The sequence below is a fragment of the Agromyces neolithicus genome, assembly GCF_039529735.1.
Classification (GTDB): Bacteria; Actinomycetota; Actinomycetes; order Actinomycetales; family Microbacteriaceae; genus Agromyces; species Agromyces neolithicus.
The window spans coordinates 296,671-315,054 of the sequence record NZ_BAAANJ010000004.1 but is presented as its reverse complement, the minus strand read 5'-3'; the positions used below and the strand labels follow the sequence as shown (position 1 = coordinate 315,054).

The following is an 18,384-nucleotide window of genomic DNA, read 5'->3' as shown; positions in this document are numbered from 1 at the left end:
CGGGCCTCTCGTCCCACGCCCGGCGCCCGTGTCCTCGCGCAGGCTCTCGTACGCAATTCAGGTGCGGAGGTGTGTCGCGCCCGCAGGGGGCGGCGTGTCGCGGCGACACGCCGTGCGCGCACCTGAATTGCGAACGGATGACGCGGCGCCGCGTCGCCCGAAAGCAGAGGCTCCGCCGGCTCAGGCGAGGGCAGCGCGGACTGCGGCGATGACGATGTGCCACTCGTCCATCACGAGTCGATACGTGAACCTCAACACGTGATACCCCATGGCGGTGAGGAGAGCGTCGCGACGGGAGTCCTCTTCCCGCGTCTTCTCGTGCTGCTTGCCGTCCCATTCGATGACGATCCGGCCGTCGATGACGAGGTCGACTCGTCCGACACCCTCGATCTCGACTTGATGGGTTCCGACGATGCCGGCACGCTCGAGGCGGATGCGCCCGATGGTCTCGAGAAAGCTCTCGCACAGCTCCGACCGTGAGGCGAGGCGATCGAGGATGTGGGCCGGCAGCGCCGTGAGCCACTCCTCGAGCTCGATCGAGAGTCTGGGCTCGGTGTGCAGGAACGAGTCGAGCATGGCGACGGCGTGCTCGGGGTCCAGGCAGCCGACCGAATGCACGACGGTTTCGAACCTCGAGGTGATGAGTCGGGGTCGCCTCGGCCGAGGTTCGGGTGACCCCCAGTGCACGACCGTTCCTCCACGCAGACCGGCGAACTCGGGGTCGACCTGCGGCCTGCGCAGGCGGGCGGCATTCTCGGCGACGCACACGTGGACTCCGTGGCGTTCGGGCGTGGCCCAACCGTAGTGGGCGGCGGCCGAGACGCAAGCCAGTCGCCCGCCTACGCGAACGGCTTCGACGAGGTCGTCAGGTGTCGTCGGAAGGGCATACCACCCGCGACGCACTCGCAGCACGTCGCCTCCGGCGACTGCGGCTGCCAATTGGGTTGACCGGATGCCGCGGGCACGGAGTTCGCGCGTCTCGGCGACGCCATCGAGTCGACGGAGTACGGGGATGAGCAGGGCCACCCCTCCGGGATAGTCGCTCCCGGGACATCCGATGCCCGTTGACGATCGCGATGTGGGGCATCGAGGCCGCACGCAAGCTGTCGAGGACGAGTCGCCGCCCCACCCCCAGCGCCACCCCCCCCCGCCCCCGTGCGCAATTCAGGTGCGGAGGCGGCGTGTCGCGGCGACACGCCGGCTGGAGTGGCGGCGACACACCTCCGCACCTGAATTGCGCACGGGGCAGTTGCGAAGCGCGGCCCGGCCGCGGCGCCAGAGGACCGGCCTAGGCTGAAACCCATGAGCATGCACGGGGGCGCGCCGGGCGGGCAGGCGGGCCGATACGGCAAGGGGCGCACCCGCATCGCGTCGGCCGACGAAGCCGCGCAGCGCGCCGAGAACGCCGAGGCACCGAAGATTCCGCACCTGCTGGCCCGCATCGCCGAGCTGTTCGCGGCGCACAAGCTCGCACTCATCACCACGGTCGTGCTCGTACTCGTGGGCGCTGCGCTCGCCATCATCCCGCCGCTGCTCACGCAGCGGGCGTTCGACGACGGGCTCTTCCCGGTCGATGCGAGTGGAGCGACATCCGGCCCGAACCTTCCGGTGCTGACGACGCTCGTGCTCGCGATGATCGGCGTGTTCATCGTGTCGGCGCTGCTCGGCGTGTGGCAGACGTGGCTCACGGCGAACATCGGCAACAAGGTCATGGGCACGCTGCGCGTGCGGCTCTTCACGCACCTTCAGGCCATGGAGCTCAGCTTCTTCACCCGCACGAAGACGGGCGTGATCCAGTCGCGCCTGCAGAACGACGTCGGCGGCGTCGCGAGCGTGCTCACGAACACGGTGTCGAGCGTGCTCGGCAACACGGTCACGGTGATCTCGGCGTTCATCGCGATGCTGCTGCTCAACTGGCAGCTCACGATCATCGCGCTCGTGCTGATGCCGTTCATGGTCATCGCGCAGCGACGCGTGGGGCAGGTGCGTGCGCGCATCGCGGGCAAGACGCAAGAGTCGCTGTCCGAGATGACGGCGATCACGCAGGAGACGCTGAGCGTGTCGGGCATTCTGCTGTCGAAGAGCTTCACTCGGCAGCGCAGCGAGATCGAGCGCTACGCCGATGAGAACCAGAACCAGATCGGCCTGCAGGTGCGCCAGCAGATGACCGGCCAGTGGTTCTTCGCGATGGTGAACATCTTCATGTCGTCGATCCCCGCGATCGTCTACCTGGTCGCCGGCTGGCTGATCGCAGGCGGATCTGCGGATGTCACCGCCGGAACCATCGTCGCGTTCACCACCGTGCAGGCGCGCCTGCTGTTCCCGCTCATGGGACTCATGCGCGTGGCGCTCGACCTGCAGACCTCGAGCGCGCTGTTCGCGCGGATCTTCGAGTACCTCGACCTGAAGCCCGCGATATCGGATGCCCCGGGCGCGCGCCAGGTGCCCACCGACGGCACTCTCGGGCGGGTGGAATTCGATCGGGTGTCATTCCGGTACCCCGACGCCGACGGCGATTCGCGTCCGACCCTCGACGACGTGAGCTTCACGATCGAGCCAGGTCAGTTCGCGGCCTTCGTCGGCCCCAGCGGGGCCGGCAAGACCACGGTCTCGTACCTCGTGCCGCGCCTCTACGAGGCGTCATCGGGCGAGGTGCGCTTCGCCGGCGACGATGTGCGCGAGCTCAGCCAGGAGTCGCTCATGTCGCACATCGGCATCGTCAGTCAAGAGACCTACCTCTTCCACGCGACGATCGCCGAGAACCTGCGCTACGCCCGCCCCGACGCGACCGATGCCGAACTCGAGGCGGCGGCGCGGGCGGCGAACATCCACGAGACGGTCGCGTCGTTCCCCGAGGGGTACGCCACGGTCGTCGGTGAGCGCGGCTACCGGCTCTCGGGTGGCGAGAAGCAGCGCATCGCGATCGCGCGGGTGCTGCTGAAAGACCCGGCGGTGCTCGTGCTCGACGAGGCCACGAGCGCGCTCGACACGATCTCAGAGCGGGTGGTGCAAGAGGCGCTCGACGACGCCGCACGCGGCCGCACGACGATCGCGATCGCGCATCGGCTGTCGACGGTGGTCGCGGCCGACGTGATCTTCGTCATCGTCGCGGGCCGCGTCGTCGAGCAGGGCACGCACGCCGAGCTCGTCGGCGCCGAAGGCGTGTACGCCTCGCTCTATCGCCAGCAGGAGCAACGCCCGGTGCTCGAGCTCCCGTCTGTCGAGTAGGCCCGCCGATCCGTCGGTCGAGTAGGCCCGCCGGGGCCGTATCGAGACCACGGGGTCTCGATACGTTCGCTGCGCTCGCTACTCGACCGGCGGTGGGCTGCGCTCGCTACTCGACCGGCGGTGGGCTGCGATCGCTCCTCGACCGGCGGTGGGCTGCGCTCGCTACTCGACCGGTGGTGGGCTGCGCTCGCTACTCGACCGGTGGGCTACTCGACCCGCGAGGCGCCGCGCTCGACGAGCATGTCGTTCATGAGGTCGATCTCGGCCTGCTGGCTCGCGACGATCGAGTTCGAGAGGTCGACGACCACGTCGTTCGACGAGCGCTCGAGCGCCGCTTCAGCCATCTCGACCGCGCCCTGGTGGTGCGCGATCATCAACTCGAGGAACATCACCTCGGCGGCCGTGCCCTCGAGACCCCTCAGCTCTTCGATCTGCTCGGATGTCGCAAGCCCCGGCATCGGTTCACCGGGTGTGTGCGTCGTGTGCGAGCCGTCGCTGTCGCCGTCGTGCGTGGCATGGCCGGCACCGGGCTCGGCGGGGCGGGTCATCCAGGTCATCGACGGCTCGGAGCCCGCCTGCAAGAGGTTCCACTCGGCGAGCCATCCGTACATCTGCCCGGCCTGCTGCGCTTGCGTCGTCGCGATGTCGTACCCGAGCAGTCGCACGTCGGGGTCGTCGGTGAGGTCGCGGATGATCATCGCGAGCTCGACCCCCTGCTGGTGGTGCACCTGCATGTCGCGGGCGAATCCCGCCTCGGCGCTCGTGGTGGTGGGAGTGGGTTCGGCGAGCGTCGACAGTCGGCCGATCGAGAACGCAGCGACCGCGACGAGCACGACGGCCACGGCCGCCGCGACGATGACCGCGATGCGGGCGCCGCGGCTCATGCGGTGGTGCCCGTGCGCTTCGTGGTGCTCGTCGCTCATCGCGCGGGCGTCGGTTGTATCACCGGCAGGGTCGTACTCGCGCCCGTCGGTCACGAGATCTTGCCGGGCGCGTCGACCGCGCCCGTGCAGAGCGCGCCGGGCTCGGGCACGTTCTGGCTCTGCCAGTACTCCTCGAGGAACTCGGGGATGCGCGGGTCGTCGGCCGCGTCGACCTGCAGTTGCGAGTTCCAGGCGCTGAGCACGATCGGCGAGGGCAGGTCGTCGAACGGCGAGAGCACGATGTACGTCGAGGGCAGCTTCGACTTCAAGGTCTCGAGGTCGGCGTCGCTGAGGCTCGGGTCGTAGGTGACCCAGACTGCCCCGTGCTCGAGCGAGTGCACCGCGTTCTCGTTGGGCACCGGCTGGTCGTAGACGCCGCAATTGAGCCACGCGGGGTTGTGCTCGCCGCCGGCGGGCGGGGTCTGCGCGTAATCGACGACGCCCTCGACGTGGCCGGCACCATTCTCGAACGTCTCGACGCCCTCGACCGTTGCGCCCTCGCCGCCCGCGGTGTACTTGGCCGCCTGCGGCGTGAGCACGATCGACGTGATGAGCAGGCCGACGACGACGGCCGCGGCCACCGCACCGCCCCAGATCGCGATGCGCCGGTTGCGCCGCGACTTCGCCTCGCGGCGGCGGAACTCCTCGAGCTTGCGCTGGCGCTCGGCGGCGCGCTGCTCTTTGACGGTCGGCTTCTTCGCCTTGGTGGGGGGTACGGGCGGGGTCGCGCTCACGCGTGGGCCTCTTTCGGTGGACGGGGTCGATCGAACGACGTCATGTTCAATACGAACGTATGCAGCTGGGAGAACGCTCAGTCGCGTGCCCGCATTCCGCTCCTACGATTCTGCGTCACGAACGGAGTTGTCGATACCCTCGGCCCCGATCCGGTGCCCGTAACCGCCCCGCAGCGCGGTGCGCGTTCCGGCTAGGCTGGGCGCGTGAACTCCTCGCTGCTGTGTTGTCGTCGCTGAGACAGACGACCCCCTCTACAGCGTCGCGCATCGCATCCGGCGCAGCAGACGCACTGACACAAGGAATGAACACGGCATGAAGTACGCAGAGAATATCGTCGATCTCGTCGGCAACACCCCGCTGGTCAAGCTCAATCGAGTGACCGAGGGTGTGACAGATGCCACGGTGCTGGTGAAGCTCGAATACCTGAACCCGGGCGGCTCGTCGAAAGACCGCATCGCCGGGCGCATCATCGACGCCGCCGAGCGCGATGGGCTGCTCAAGCCGGGCGGCACGATCGTCGAGCCGACGTCGGGCAACACGGGCGTGGGCCTCGCGCTGGTGGCGCTGCAGCGCGGCTACCGCTGCATCTTCGTGTGCCCCGACAAGGTCGGCGAAGACAAGCGCAACGTGCTCACCGCGTACGGCGCCGAGGTCGTCGTGACGCCCACCGCGGTGGCGCCCGACAGCCCCGAGTCGTACTACGGCGTCTCCGACCGGCTCGCCCGCGAGATCCCCGGCGCCTTCAAGCCGAACCAGTACGAGAACCCCAACGGCCCGCGCTCGCACTACGAGACCACCGGACCCGAGATCTGGCGCGACACCGAGGGCAAGGTCACGCATTTCGTGGCGGGCGTCGGCACGGGCGGCACCATCACGGGCACCGGCCGCTACCTGCGTGAGGTCTCGGGCGACACCGTGCGCATCATCGGTGCCGACCCCGAGGGCTCGGTCTACTCGGGCGGCACGGGCCGCCCCTACTTCGTCGAGGGCGTCGGCGAAGACTTCTGGCCTGGCGCCTACGACCCCGCGGTGCCGCACGAGATCATCGAGGTCAGCGACGCCGAGTCGTTCGCGATGACGCGCCGGCTCGCCCGCGAAGAGGGCATTCTCGTCGGCGGGTCGAGCGGCATGGCCGTCGTGGCCGCACTCAAGGCTGCGGCATCCGCCGGCCCCGACGACGTGTTCGTCGTGCTGCTACCCGACGGCGGCCGCGGCTACCTGGGCAAGATCTTCAACGACAAGTGGATGCGCGCCTACGGTTTCGGCAATGCGCCCGCCGGGCACACGATCGCCGACATCCTCTCGGCCAAGGCCGGCCGCACCGAGCCGCTCGTCTTCGTGCATCCGAACGACACCGTGCGCGAGGCGATCGACCGCATGACCGAAACCGGCGTGTCGCAGTTGCTCGTGCTCTCGGCCGAGCCGCCGGTCGTGCTCGGCGAGGTCGTGGGGGCCCTGCATGAAGAGCAGCTGCTCGAGCTGGTGTTCTCGGGGCAGGTCAAGCTCACCGACGAGGTCGCCGGCGTGGTCGGCGAATCGCTGCCGCTCATCGGGGTGACCGAGCCCGTGGCATCCGCTCGCACCGCGTTCGCCGACGCGCCCGCGATGCTCGTCACCGACGGCGGCAAGGCGCTCGGCGTCATCACCCGCACCGACCTGCTGACCTACCTGTCGGCCTGACGCACGGCCCAGCCCGACGCACCCGGAAGAGAACGAGACCATGAACAGCGACGCACGATTCGACACCCGCGCGATCCACGCCGGGCAGCAGTTCGACCCCACGACCGGCGCGGTCATCCCGCCGATCTACGCGACCTCGACCTACGTGCAGGACGGCATCGGGGGCCTGCGCGGCGGGTACGAGTACTCCCGCGGCGGCAACCCCACCCGCACGGCGCTCGAGACGCAACTCGCCGCACTCGAGGGCGGAGCCTCGGCGCTCTCCTTCGCCTCGGGCCTCGCCGCTGAAGACGCACTGCTGCGCACCGTGCTGGTGCCGGGCGACCACGTCGTCATCGGCAACGACGTCTACGGCGGAACGCATCGGCTGATCCGCCGCATCTTCGGCGATTGGGGCGTGCGGCATTCGACGGTCGACACGAGCGACCTCGACGCGGTGCGCGCGGCGATCGAACTCGGCACCACCAAGGTGCTGTGGGTCGAGACGCCGTCGAACCCGCTCATGAAGATCAGCGACATCGCCGCGCTCGCCGAACTCGGCAACGAGGCCGGGGCCCTCGTGGTGGTCGACAACACGTTCGCGTCGCCCGCCCTGCAGCAGCCGCTCGAGCTCGGCGCCGACGTCGTCGTGCACTCGACGACGAAGTACCTCGGCGGGCACTCCGACGTCGTCGGCGGCGCCCTCGTGTTCGGCGCCGGCGATGAGCATGCCGAGGTTGCCGAGCGGGTGAAATTCACCCAGTTCGCGGCGGGCGCGGTGTCAGGGCCGTTCGACGCGTTCCTCACGTCGCGGGGCATCAAGACGCTCGGCATCCGCATGCAGCGACACAGCCAGAATGCACTCGCGATCGCCCGTCGCCTCGAAGAGCACGACGGCATCGAACGCGTCTACTACCCCGGCCTCGAGTCGCACCCCGGCCACGAGCTCGCCGGCCGGCAGATGTCGGGCTTCGGCGGCATGCTGTCGATCGCGCTCGCAGGCGGGGCCGCGGCGGCACGCCGGTTCGCGGAGTCGACCGAGCTGTTCCAGCTCGCCGAGTCGCTCGGCGGGGTCGAGTCGCTCGTCAACTACCCGTCCGAGATGACCCACGCGTCGGTGAAGGGAACCGAGGCCGAGGTGCCGGAGTCGATCGTACGGCTCTCGGTCGGCATCGAAGACGTCGACGACCTGCTGGCCGACATCGATCAGACCCTCGAGCGCCTGTAGCGGCATCCGCTCGTTTCGCCCCTCGCCGCTCCTCCCGCGCGCTCTCGTCGCGCGCCCGTCTGCTTTGCCCGCCGCGCCCGCCCGCCGCGCCCGCCCGCCGCGCCCGTGGGAGCAACTTTGTGCGGCGGGAGCAACCTCCGGTGGTTGCTCCCGCCGGTGAACCTTGCTCCCGCGCGACCTGAGGCCTGGGTGGGGGAGCGCGCCCGCGGCGCGGAGGGGCGAAACTGGCAGGATCTTGATGAATAGAGTCACTGCTGCCAACCGCGCACGCTGGTGGGATGCCGCAGAATGAGCGAGTGACTTCGACCAGGCCAGCGCCCACCACCGCCACAGCCGACGTGGCGGCGACGACCGCCGACGGCGTGCACCATGGCACGCTCGGACTCGGGCAGGGAACCGCGCTCTATATCGCGAGCGTGCTCGGCACCGGCATCCTCGTGCTTCCCGGGCTCGCGGCAGCGGCCGCAGGGCCGGCGTCGATCGTCGCGGTGGCCGCGGTGCTCGTGCTCTCGATCCCGCTCGCCGGCACGTTCGCGGCCCTTGCCGCGCGCTACCCCGACGCGGGCGGGGTCGCGAGCTACGTGCGCCGCGCGCTCGGCGGCACGGCCGCCCGCATGGCCGGCTACTGGTTCTACTTCGGGGTCTGCGTCGGGGCTCCCGTGCTCGCGGTGCTCGGCGGCGAGTACGTGGTCGCGGTGCTCGGCGTCGACCGCGCGGCGGTGCCCATCATCGGCTTCGCGGTCTTCGTGCCGCCGTTCATCGCCAACTGGTTCGGCGTTCGCGTCGCCGGCTGGGTGCAGTTCGTGCTCACCGGCCTGCTCATCACCGTGGTCGTGACCGTGGTCGCGGTGACGTTCCCGGCGGTCGAGGCGTCGAACTTCGAGCCGTTCCTGCCGAACGGCTGGGCGGGAGTCGGGGTCGCGATCAGCCTGTTCGTGTGGGCATTCGCCGGATGGGAGGTGGGCACCCACATCGCCGGCGAGTTCCGCAACCCGCGACGCACCATTCCGCTCGCGACAGCGATCGCGGTCGTGGTCGTCGGCGCCGGCTACCTGGCACTGCAGTTCGTCACCGTCGCGGTGCTCGGCGATCGGGCGGGCGAGGGGCAGGTGCCGCTGCTCGATCTCGTCGAGACCACCGCGCCCGGGATCGGGCCGGTGTTCGTCGCGATCATCGCCGCGATCGTCACGCTCGGCGTGATGAACGCCTACCTGCCTGCCTTCGGCAAGCTCGGGGCCGCGCTCGGACGCGACGGCGACCTGCCCCGGTTCTTCTCCAAGGGCGCGGCCGACGGCGAGGTGCCGCGCCGGGCGCTCGCGCTCACCGGGGTGCTCGTGCTCGTCTATTTCGGGCTCATGCTGCTGAACGACCTCGATCTCACCGGCTTCATCCTCATTCACACGAGCAACATGGTCGCGATCTACGCCGTCGGCATGCTCGCGGCGACGTTGCTGCTGCGCCGCTTCAGCTTCGGGTGGTGGCTCGCCGTCGTCGCGACGGTGCTCACAGCCGGGCTGCTCGTGCTCGCCTGGGCGAACCTCGTCGTTCCCCTCGTGCTCGCCGCCGCCGCGGTCACGGTCACGGTGGTTCGGCGCATCCGGTCCCGACGAACCACAGGAGCACCCGAATGACCGAACACCGGGCCCACTTCGACGCCGAGATCGCCTTCGTGAACGGAGGAGCTCTTCATGCCGAGGCGTTCCGTCTCGACCTGCCGTCGGACGAGCTGACCGAGGGCGAGATCGGCGAGCTCCTCGTGCGGCACCTCGGGCTGGCCCTCGTCGGCAGCGTCACGCTGTCGAATCTCGAGATCGTCGAAGAACTGCACCGCGGCTCGCGCGGCGTGATCGATGCGACCGACAGCCTCGCCGGGGCATCCGACGCCCGCCCGCCGCGCGGCGAACTGGTCGATCTCAGCCACGAGATCGCGGCGGGGCTGGTGACCTACCCGGGCATTCCCGCGCCGACGATCAGCCCGCACCTCACGCGCGAGGCGTCGCGCGAGCACTACGCGCAGGGAACCGAGTTCGAAATCGACATCATCACCATGGCGGGAAACACGGGCACCTACCTCGACAGTCCGTTCCACCGCTACGCCGATGGCGGCGACCTCGCGAGCCTTCCGCTCGAGACGCTCGTCGACGTGCCCGCCGAGGTGTTCCGATTGACGGATGCCGCGGGGCGCGGCATTCCCGCCGAGGTGTTCCTCGACCGCGACCTCGCAGGCACCGCTGTGCTGTTGCACACCGGCTGGAGCGGCCACTTCGGCCGGCCCGAGTATGCGCACGGCTCGCCGTTCCTCACCGAGGCGGGCGCGCAGCACCTCGCCGACGCGGGTGTCGCGATCGTCGGCATCGACTCGCTCAACATCGACGACACCGAGTCGGGCGGCACCAGGCCCGCGCACTCGATCCTGCTCGCCGCGGGCATCCACGTCGTCGAGCACCTGACCGCCCTCGACCGGGTTCCGGTGCGCGGGGCGCGGTTCACGGCAGTGCCGCCGCGCGTCGCCGGGTTCGGAACGTTCCCCGTGCGGGCCTTCGCGCGGCTGCCGCCGTCGTGAGTGGGGGTGTGGCATCCGTCGGCCTCGTACGTGAGGATGGACAGATGACCACTCCCGCCTATGCGCTCCGTGACGGCAACTCGATTCCGGCGATCGGACTCGGCACGTACGGGCTCGACGACCAGGCGGGCATCGATGCGATCACCACCTCGATCGCCGACGGGTATCGGCTGCTCGACACCGCGTTCAACTACGGCAACGAAGAAGCGGTCGGCGAGGCCATCCGGCGCACCGACGTCGACCGCAGCGACCTGTTCATCACCACGAAACTGCCCGGGCGCCACCACGGCTTCGACGAGACCATCGCGAGCTTCGAGCAGTCGCGCAAGAACCTCGACCTCGACTGGGTCGACCTGTACCTCATCCACTGGCCGCTGCCGCGCGTCGACAAGTACGTCGACAGCTGGCGCGCGATGATCTCGCTGCGCGAGAAGGGCCTGGTGCGCTCGATCGGGGTGTCGAACTTCACCGCCGAGATGCTCACGAGGCTCGTCGACGAGACGAGTGTCGTGCCGGTGGTCAACCAGGTCGAGCTGCATCCGTACTTCCCGCAGGCGCAGCTGCGGGCATTCCACGACGAACACGAGATCCGCACGATGAGCTGGAGCCCGCTGGCCAAGCGCAGCGACCTGCTGCAGGAGCCGGTGATCGTCGAGCTCGCCGCCGCCCATGGCGTCACGCCGGCGCAGGTGGTGCTGCGCTGGCACGTCGACCTCGGTGCGGTGCCGATTCCGAAGTCGTCTGACGCCGCGCGCCGGCGCTCGAACTTCGACGTGTTCGGCTTCACGCTCCCGGTCGAAGAGGTCGACGCGATCTCTGCGCTCGCGCGCGGGCGGTTGTGGGGCGGCGACCCCGACACGCACGAGGAGTTCTGACGATGCCAGTCGCACGGCCGGATCTCGTCGCGCCGCCGCACGCGAAGGGCGTGCTCTCGCTGCCCTACCGATGGCTCTCGATCGGCATGTTCTCGATCATCTTCCTCGCCGCCTTCGAGGCGATGGCGGTGACCACGATCATGCCCCTCGTCGCCGACGACCTCGACGGCGAAGCGGCCTTCGCGCTCGCGTTCGCGGTGCCGCTCGCCGCGGGCATCATCGGCATGGTCATCGCCGGCAACTGGACCGACCGCGCCGGGCCCTTGCCGTCGCTCATCACCTCGGCGGTGCTCTTCGTCATCGGGCTCGTGATCGCGGGCACCGCGACCGACATGGTCGTGTTCATCGTCGGCCGATTCGTGCACGGTCTCTCGGGCGCGGCGGTGATCGTGCCGCTGTACGTCATCGTCGCGCGGGTCTACCCCGAGCAGTTGCGCGCCCGCGTATTCGCGGGATTCGCGGCGGCATGGGTCATTCCGTCGATCATCGGGCCTGCGCTCGCCGGCGTCGTCGCCGAGACGTTCAGCTGGCACTGGGTGTTCCTCGGCGTCATCGGGCTGCTCGTGCCCGCGGCCGGCATGATGCTGCCGCCGATCATGCGGGTGCGCGACCAGGTGCAGGGCGACGGGGCGGTGCAGTGGAGTCCCGGCCGGGTCGGCTGGTCGGTGCTCACGGCCGCCGCCGCGCTTTCGCTCTCGCTGTCGAAGGAGTTCGCCGAACCGTGGCGGTGGATCATCGCCGGTGTATCGATCGCGCTCGTCGTCGTGGCGGCGCGGCCGCTCATGCCCGCGGGCACCCTTCGCGCCGCGCGCGGCCTGCCGGCCACGGTGCTGCTGCGGCTCATCGTCGCCGGCGCGTTCTTCGGCAGCGAGATCTACCTGCCCTACCTGTTCATCGAGCGCTACGAGTTCTCGCCGAGCCTCGCGGGGGCGGTGCTCACGGGTGCGGGCGTCTCGTGGGCCGTCGCATCGTGGTTGCAGGGGCGGCTCGGCGACCGCGTCTCGAACACGCAAGCCGTGCAGATCGGTGCCGGTCTGCTCGCCGCGTCGCTCGTCGTCGTGCTCGCAGTGGCGGCCTTCACGCTCAATCCGATCATCGCGTTCGTCGCGTGGACGCTCGCGGGCGCCGCGATGGGGTTCATGTACCCGCGGTTCTCGGTCGCGGTGCTCGGCCTCTCGGCCGTGTCGGCACAGGGATTCAACAGTGCGGCCCTCTCGATCGGTGAGTCGCTCGGCGCGGCGGTCGCGCTCGCGGTCACCGCGCTCGTGTCGAGCGCTGTCGTCGGGGGCGCGTTCACCGCCGACTTCGCGGTGACCGTCGTGATCGCATTCGTCGCAGTGGTGCTCGCGCCGCGCGTGCGGCCGCGTGCCGACGCTTCCTCCGGTGTCTGAATCCCGGATGCCTCGTGGCGAGGCGCTCTACGTGGCGCTCGCCGGCGGTGCGGGCCGCGGTGCCGTGACGCTGCGCCCGAGCAGGAACTCGAGCATCGGCACCGCGTCGGCCTCGAGTACGGGGCCGCGGCCGAAGTCCCAGTCGGCGTCGGGGGCGCGCAGGGTATGCCCACTGATGACGGCGCGAATCGGCGTCGGCGCCTTCGCGGCCAGGTACAGGGCGACCGCGCCGCTCGTGCGCGGCGCCAGCGTCGGCGTCGCCCCGATCTCCCGTGCGAGGGTCAGGTAGGCGGCGACCGCGCGTGAGAGCACCCGAACCGGCACGGTTCGGGCGGTGTGCGCCGTGACCGCTGCGGCGCGAAGGCGATCGGCCGGGCTCGCAGGGGGTGCGTCGGCCGCGGCGCCGGCTTCGGGCTCGGTGTCGGCAACGGGTTCGGCGTCCGCCTTGGCGAACATCAGCCGCCGCGAGCTTGCGGCGCGCAAGAAGTCGGTCGCGAGCCACTCGCGCGTGGCGGCGCCCACCTCGGCCGCGTCGAGTTGCGTCGCCGCGACGTCGATGACCTCGGCCACGGCGTCGCGCCAGTCGCCCGTGACGTCGGATTCGTCGCGCCGGGGGCGCCAGCTGAGCGGGAGTTCGTGCATGAAGTCGGCCATCGTGGCCTTTCGAGGTTGACGCTGTGGCACCGGGCGGTGCGATGGCAGCACGATACCGCGACGGGTCCGACCACGAGACATCCGCTGCCCGTTCACTCGATGTGACCGTCACATGTGTGACTGTCACATTCCCTCGCGTGCTGTGCATAATGGAGTCGCCGGCGTGTGTGACCGTGAACATGCCGAAACCGTGATCGAAGGTCGCCAGTGACAGTGCCGGGGGAAACGCAGCGCACGCGCGCGCCGAGCATTCGCGACGTCGCCCGCCTCGCGGGTGTCTCGCACCAGACGGTGTCGCGGGTGTTGAACCATCATCCGAGCATTCGACCCGAGACGAAGCAGCGTGTGCTCGATGTGATGGCCGAGCTGCAGTACAAGCCCAACCGGGCGGCGCGTGCCCTGGTCACGAGCCGCTCGCGCATCATCGGAATCCTCTCGGCGTCGAGCGAGCAGTACGGCCCTGCATCGAGCATCGCCGCGATCGAGACGGCGGCGCGGGCCTCGGGGTACTGGATCAGCACGGCGAGTCTCGAATCGACCGATGCCGCGTCGATCGCCGACGCGCTCGCCCACCTCGCGGCGCAGCGCATCGAGGGTCTCGTCGTGATCGCCCCCCAGGTGCGGGTGCTCGAGACGCTCGCTGAGATGTCGATCGACGTGCCGATCGTCACCCTGCAGTCCACGGGCGACGATCCGGTGCGCGCGCTGTCGGTCGACCAGATCGCGGGCGCCCGCATGGCCACCCGGCACCTGATCGAGCAGGGGCATCGGGCGATCTACCACCTGACCGGGCCACAGGACTGGATCGAGGCCGAAGCGAGGATGCGCGGATTCCTCGATGAGATGAGCGAACAGGACGTGCCGACGACGGCACCGATCCTCGGCGACTGGACGGCCGACTTCGGATATCACGCCGGCCGCGAACTGCTGACCGTACGTGACTTCACGGCGATCTTCGCCTCGAACGACCAGATGGCGCTCGGCGTCATGCACGCGGTCCGTGACGCGGGCCTCGACGTGCCTCGCGACGTGTCGATCATCGGCTTCGACGACATCCCCGAGGCCGCGCACTTCTGGCCGCCGCTCACGACGGTGCGTCAGGACTTCGCCGAACTCGGCCGCCGCTGTGTGGCGCTGCTGCTCGGCGACATCGACCCGGCGGCGATCGAACACCACAGCACGATCGCGCCCGAGCTCATCGTTCGCGGATCGACCGGACGGCCCGCGTTCTGACCGGCGGGGTTTCGCCGGGCGAGGTCTGCCCGGCGACGTCTGCCGGCGGCCTTCGTCAGACGGCCCTCGGCCGGCTCGTCATCTCTCCGCGACGTCCCGTTACCGTTCCGTTACCTTCTCGGGTTGACATCCGGTTCCGCCCTGTGGCTAACATGGTGCTCGCCATGTGAACGGTCACATTGAGACCCGGAACAGGCGCGATACCGCCCCTCGACGAAGGAGTCCCACGTGCCGACCACCGCTGCACCGCTGCCGCACGATCACCAGTGCGCCGGTCGAGGAGCGGGTCTCGTTGCCGGGGCGGTTGCCGCATGAGCACCTTCGGACCGCAGGTCGAGGTCGCCGTGGCGCGAGTGCGTGCCGAGGTGGCACGACTGCACGCCGAGCTGACGCGCTACGGCCTCGTCGTCTGGACGGGCGGCAATGTATCGGGTCGCGTTCCCGGTGCCGACCTGTTCGTGATCAAGCCGTCTGGCGTGTCGTACGACGAGCTCGCGCCCGAGAACATGATCCTGTGCGACCTCGACGGCAACGTCATCGAGGGCACCCCGGGCGCCGTGCTCAGCCCCTCGTCAGACACCGCCGCGCACGCCTACGTGTACCGGAACATGCCCGAGGTCGGCGGCGTCGTACACACTCATTCGACCTACGCGACCGCGTGGGCGGCACGAGGCGAAGAGATCCCGTGCGTGATCACAGCGATGGCCGACGAGTTCGGCGGGCCGATCCCGGTCGGCCCGTTCGCGATCATCGGCGACGACTCGATCGGCCGCGGCATCGTCGAGACGCTCACCGGGCACCGCTCGCGGGCGGTGCTCATGCAGAACCACGGCCCGTTCACGATCGGCGCATCCCCGAAGGACGCGGTCAAGGCCGCAGTCATGGTCGAAGACGTCGCCCGCACGGTGCATCTCGCTCGCGAGGCCGGCCCGCTGGTGCCGATCCCGCAAGAGGCGATCGATGCCCTCCACCAGCGCTACCAGAACGTCTACGGGCAGGCCGCCGTGGCCGTCCCGACGATGAACAAGAGATCCAGATGAGGCTTGCGATCGCGAGAGCGGTCGGCGAGGGGAGGCGGCTGGCATGGACGCAGCCGGCTCCGACGGTCACCAAGACAACGACGTCCAATCGATTGACACAGTGAAAGGAAACACCGTGAAGAATACGAAGAAGGTGCTTCTCGCGACACTCGCGGCCGGCTCGATGCTCGCGCTCGCCGCGTGCTCGGGCAACGCCGCCGGTGGCGAGGGAGGCAGCGACGGCGGCCTCATCGGCGTCGCGATGCCGACCAAGAGCTCGGAGCGCTGGATCCAGGACGGCGACGCCGTCAAGGAGCAGCTCGAGGAGCAGGGCTTCAAGGTCGACCTGCAGTATGCCGAGGACGACATTCCCACCCAGGTCTCGCAGATCGAGAACATGATCACGAAGGGCGCCGAGGCGCTCATCATCGCGTCGATCGACGGCACCACGCTCACGCAGGTGCTGCAGGACGCGGCCGACGCCGACATCCCCGTGATCGCGTACGACCGCCTCATCCGCGACTCCGAGAACGTCGACTACTACGCGTCGTTCGACAACTACGTCGTCGGCGTGCAGCAGGCGACCTCGCTGCTCTACGGCCTCGGCCTGACCGACCTCGAGGGTGCGGAAGCGGCCGACGCTCCCGCCGGGCCGTTCAACATCGAGCTGTTCGCCGGTTCGCCCGACGACAACAACGCCACGTTCTTCTGGAACGGTGCGATCGACACGCTGCAGCCGTACATCGACGCGGGCACCCTCGTCGTGAAGTCGGGTCAGACCGACTTCGAGCAGGCCGCCATCCTGCGCTGGGACGGCGAGGTCGCGCAGGAGCGCATGGAGAACATCCTCACCTCGACGTACTCCGACGGCTCGACGGTCAACGCGGTGCTCTCGCCCTACGACGGCCTGTCGCGCGGCATCATCTCGGCGCTCACCGACGCGGGCTACTCGGTCGGCGAGGGCTGGCCGATCATCTCGGGCCAGGACGCCGAGCTCGACTCGGTCAAGGCGATCAACTCGGGCGAGCAGTTCGCCACCATCTTCAAGGACACGCGTGAACTCGCGGCCGTTGCGGTCGACATGGCCTCGGCGATCCTGAACGGCGAAGAGCCCGAGGTCAACAACACGAAGGACTACGACAACGGCGTGAAGACCGTTCCGTCGTACCTGCTCGAGTCGCAGATCGTCGTCAAGGACAACATCACCGAGACCCTCGTCGACACCGGCTACTGGACCGAAGAAGAGATCAACGGCTAGTAGGTCGACCATCGTGACCGGCCGGTGGGGGGACTACGCTCTCCCCACCGGCAGGCCCCGTCACTCGGCAACGAAGCAGGAGCAACGATGACCACTGACATTCTCGAGATGCGCGGCATCACGAAGACATTCCCGGGCGTGAAGGCCCTCGCGAACGTCAACCTCTCGGTCGCGCGCGGCGAAGTGCACGCGATCTGCGGCGAGAACGGCGCCGGCAAATCGACCCTCATGAAGGTGCTCTCGGGCGTGTACCCGCACGGCACCTACACCGGCGACATCGTCTTCGAGAACGAGACGGTCGAGTTCAAGGACCTCACCGACAGTGAGGCCAAGGGCATCGTCATCATCCACCAGGAGCTGGCACTCAGCCCCTACCTCTCGATCGCCGAGAACATCTTCCTCAATAACGAACTGAAGGGCCGCGGCGGCCTCATCGACTGGAACAAGACCAACTTCGAGGCGTCGAAGCTGCTGGCCCGGGTCGGCCTGCGCGAGAACCCGACCACCAGGATCATGGACATCGGCGTCGGCAAGCAGCAGCTCGTCGAGATCGCGAAGGCGCTCTCGAAAGAGGTGAAGCTGCTCATTCTCGATGAGCCGACCGCCGCCCTCAATGACGAGGACTCCGATCACCTGCTCAACCTGATCCTGCACCTCAAGGGGCAGGGCATCACGTCGATCATCATCAGCCACAAGCTGAACGAGATCAAGAAGGTCGCAGACTCGGTCACCGTCATCCGTGACGGCAAGACCATCGAGACCATCGCGAAGACCGAGGTCACCGAAGACCGCATCATCAAGGACATGGTCGGTCGCGACCTCGAGCACCGCTACCCCGACCACACGCCCCACATCGGTGACGAGCTGCTGCGCGTCGAGGACTGGACCGCACACCACCCCCAAGACACGTCGCGCGTGGTGGTCGACCACGTGAACCTGAACGTGCGGGCCGGCGAGATCGTCGGCATCGCCGGACTCATGGGCGCGGGGCGCACCGAGTTCGCGATGAGCCTGTTCGGCCAGTCGTACGGATCGAGGATCTCGGGCCGCGTGTTCCTGCGCGGCAAGGAGATCAAGACGCGCACGGTCGCCGAGGCGATCGAGCACGGCATCGCCTACGCCACTGAAGATCGCAAGACCTACGGCCTCAACCTCATCGAGGACATCAAGCGCAACATCTCGATGGCCTCGCTGAAGAAGCTCGAGAAATACGGACTCGTGCACGACAACGAGGAGTACAAGGTCGCGAACGAGTACCGCACCTCGATGAACATCAAGGCGCCGAACGTGCTCGTGAAGACCGGCAAGCTGTCGGGCGGCAACCAGCAGAAGGTCGTGCTGTCGAAGTGGATCTACTCGGATCCCGAGGTGCTCATCCTCGATGAGCCCACCCGCGGCATCGACGTGGGTGCGAAATATGAGATCTACTCCATCATCAACCGGCTCGCCGCCCAGGGCAAAGGCATCATCGTCATCTCGTCGGAGCTGCCCGAGCTTCTTGGCATCTCCGACCGCGTGTACGCCCTCTCAGAGGGTCGCATCACCGGCGAACTCCCCATCGCCGACGCGAACCCCGAGGCGATGCTCAAGCTCATGACCATGGAAAAGCCCCGCTAGC

15 protein-coding genes are annotated in these 18,384 nt (G+C 68.9%); 11 read left to right on the top strand and 4 right to left on the bottom strand.

Annotated features, from left to right (window positions below):
* Positions 1 to 180: 180 nt before the first annotated feature.
* Positions 181 to 1,026 (bottom strand): DUF559 domain-containing protein, encoded by an 846-nt coding sequence (locus ABD164_RS06945; protein WP_344294812.1) that lies wholly within the window; start codon positions 1,024 to 1,026, stop codon positions 181 to 183.
* A 282-nt stretch (positions 1,027 to 1,308) separates the two neighbouring features.
* Here ABD164_RS06945 and ABD164_RS06940 point away from each other — a divergent pair, with 282 nt between their 5' ends.
* The gene (locus tag ABD164_RS06940) at positions 1,309 to 3,228 is read left to right on the top strand and encodes an ABC transporter ATP-binding protein (RefSeq protein ID WP_425545918.1); all 1,920 of its coding nucleotides are present in this window, start codon (positions 1,309 to 1,311) and stop codon (positions 3,226 to 3,228) included.
* Between the two features lie 206 nt (positions 3,229 to 3,434).
* On the opposite strand, the gene ABD164_RS06935 is transcribed toward ABD164_RS06940, so the two are convergent.
* Both ABD164_RS06935 and ABD164_RS06930 read right to left on the bottom strand, forming a co-directional pair.
* Positions 3,435 to 4,205, bottom strand: coding sequence for a DUF305 domain-containing protein (locus ABD164_RS06935; protein ID WP_344294808.1), 771 nt, complete (start codon positions 4,203 to 4,205; stop codon positions 3,435 to 3,437).
* On the bottom strand, positions 4,202 to 4,885 hold the full coding sequence (locus ABD164_RS06930; protein ID WP_344294806.1) for a thioredoxin-like domain-containing protein: 684 nt from the start codon (positions 4,883 to 4,885) through the stop codon (positions 4,202 to 4,204). Before ABD164_RS06930 ends, ABD164_RS06935 begins: the two co-directional genes overlap by 4 nt.
* Before the next feature lie 313 nt (positions 4,886 to 5,198).
* Here ABD164_RS06930 and ABD164_RS06925 point away from each other — a divergent pair, with 313 nt between their 5' ends.
* The 6 genes from ABD164_RS06925 (at position 5,199) to ABD164_RS06900 (ending at position 12,602) form a co-directional block, all read left to right on the top strand.
* Positions 5,199 to 6,566: a cystathionine beta-synthase gene (locus ABD164_RS06925; RefSeq protein ID WP_344294804.1), complete on the top strand. Its 1,368-nt coding sequence runs from the start codon at positions 5,199 to 5,201 to the stop codon at positions 6,564 to 6,566.
* A 40-nt stretch (positions 6,567 to 6,606) separates the two neighbouring features.
* Positions 6,607 to 7,773 carry a cystathionine gamma-synthase gene (locus tag ABD164_RS06920; protein ID WP_344294802.1) on the top strand — a complete coding sequence of 389 codons (1,167 nt, stop codon included), beginning with the start codon at positions 6,607 to 6,609 and terminating at the stop codon, positions 7,771 to 7,773.
* A gap of 296 nt (positions 7,774 to 8,069) precedes the next feature.
* Positions 8,070 to 9,404 carry an APC family permease gene (locus ABD164_RS06915; protein WP_344294800.1) on the top strand — a complete coding sequence of 445 codons (1,335 nt, stop codon included), beginning with the start codon at positions 8,070 to 8,072 and terminating at the stop codon, positions 9,402 to 9,404.
* Positions 9,401 to 10,336 carry a cyclase family protein gene (locus ABD164_RS06910; protein ID WP_344294798.1) on the top strand — a complete coding sequence of 312 codons (936 nt, stop codon included), beginning with the start codon at positions 9,401 to 9,403 and terminating at the stop codon, positions 10,334 to 10,336. Before ABD164_RS06915 ends, ABD164_RS06910 begins: the two co-directional genes overlap by 4 nt.
* 44 nt (positions 10,337 to 10,380) lie before the next feature.
* Complete coding sequence (locus tag ABD164_RS06905) at positions 10,381 to 11,211, top strand: aldo/keto reductase (RefSeq protein WP_344294797.1); 831 nt, start codon at positions 10,381 to 10,383, stop codon at positions 11,209 to 11,211.
* 2 nt (positions 11,212 to 11,213) lie between these two features.
* Positions 11,214 to 12,602 (top strand): MFS transporter, encoded by a 1,389-nt coding sequence (locus tag ABD164_RS06900; RefSeq protein WP_344294796.1) that lies wholly within the window; start codon positions 11,214 to 11,216, stop codon positions 12,600 to 12,602.
* A gap of 27 nt (positions 12,603 to 12,629) precedes the next feature.
* On the opposite strand, the gene ABD164_RS06895 is transcribed toward ABD164_RS06900, so the two are convergent.
* On the bottom strand, positions 12,630 to 13,256 hold the full coding sequence (locus ABD164_RS06895; protein WP_344294794.1) for a hypothetical protein: 627 nt from the start codon (positions 13,254 to 13,256) through the stop codon (positions 12,630 to 12,632).
* A gap of 213 nt (positions 13,257 to 13,469) precedes the next feature.
* Here ABD164_RS06895 and ABD164_RS06890 point away from each other — a divergent pair, with 213 nt between their 5' ends.
* The 4 genes from ABD164_RS06890 (at position 13,470) to mmsA (ending at position 18,383) form a co-directional block, all read left to right on the top strand.
* Complete coding sequence (locus tag ABD164_RS06890; RefSeq protein WP_344294792.1) at positions 13,470 to 14,489, top strand: LacI family DNA-binding transcriptional regulator; 1,020 nt, start codon at positions 13,470 to 13,472, stop codon at positions 14,487 to 14,489.
* Between the two features lie 311 nt (positions 14,490 to 14,800).
* Entirely contained in the window at positions 14,801 to 15,529 is a 729-nt protein-coding gene (locus ABD164_RS06885) for an L-ribulose-5-phosphate 4-epimerase (protein ID WP_344294790.1), read from the top strand.
* Positions 15,530 to 15,692: 163 nt separating this feature from the next.
* Positions 15,693 to 16,766: a multiple monosaccharide ABC transporter substrate-binding protein gene (gene chvE, locus ABD164_RS06880; protein WP_344295080.1), complete on the top strand. Its 1,074-nt coding sequence runs from the start codon at positions 15,693 to 15,695 to the stop codon at positions 16,764 to 16,766.
* Positions 16,767 to 16,853: 87 nt separating this feature from the next.
* Positions 16,854 to 18,383: a multiple monosaccharide ABC transporter ATP-binding protein gene (gene mmsA / locus ABD164_RS06875; protein WP_344294788.1), complete on the top strand. Its 1,530-nt coding sequence runs from the start codon at positions 16,854 to 16,856 to the stop codon at positions 18,381 to 18,383.
* The last annotated feature ends 1 nt before the right edge of the window (position 18,384 follow it).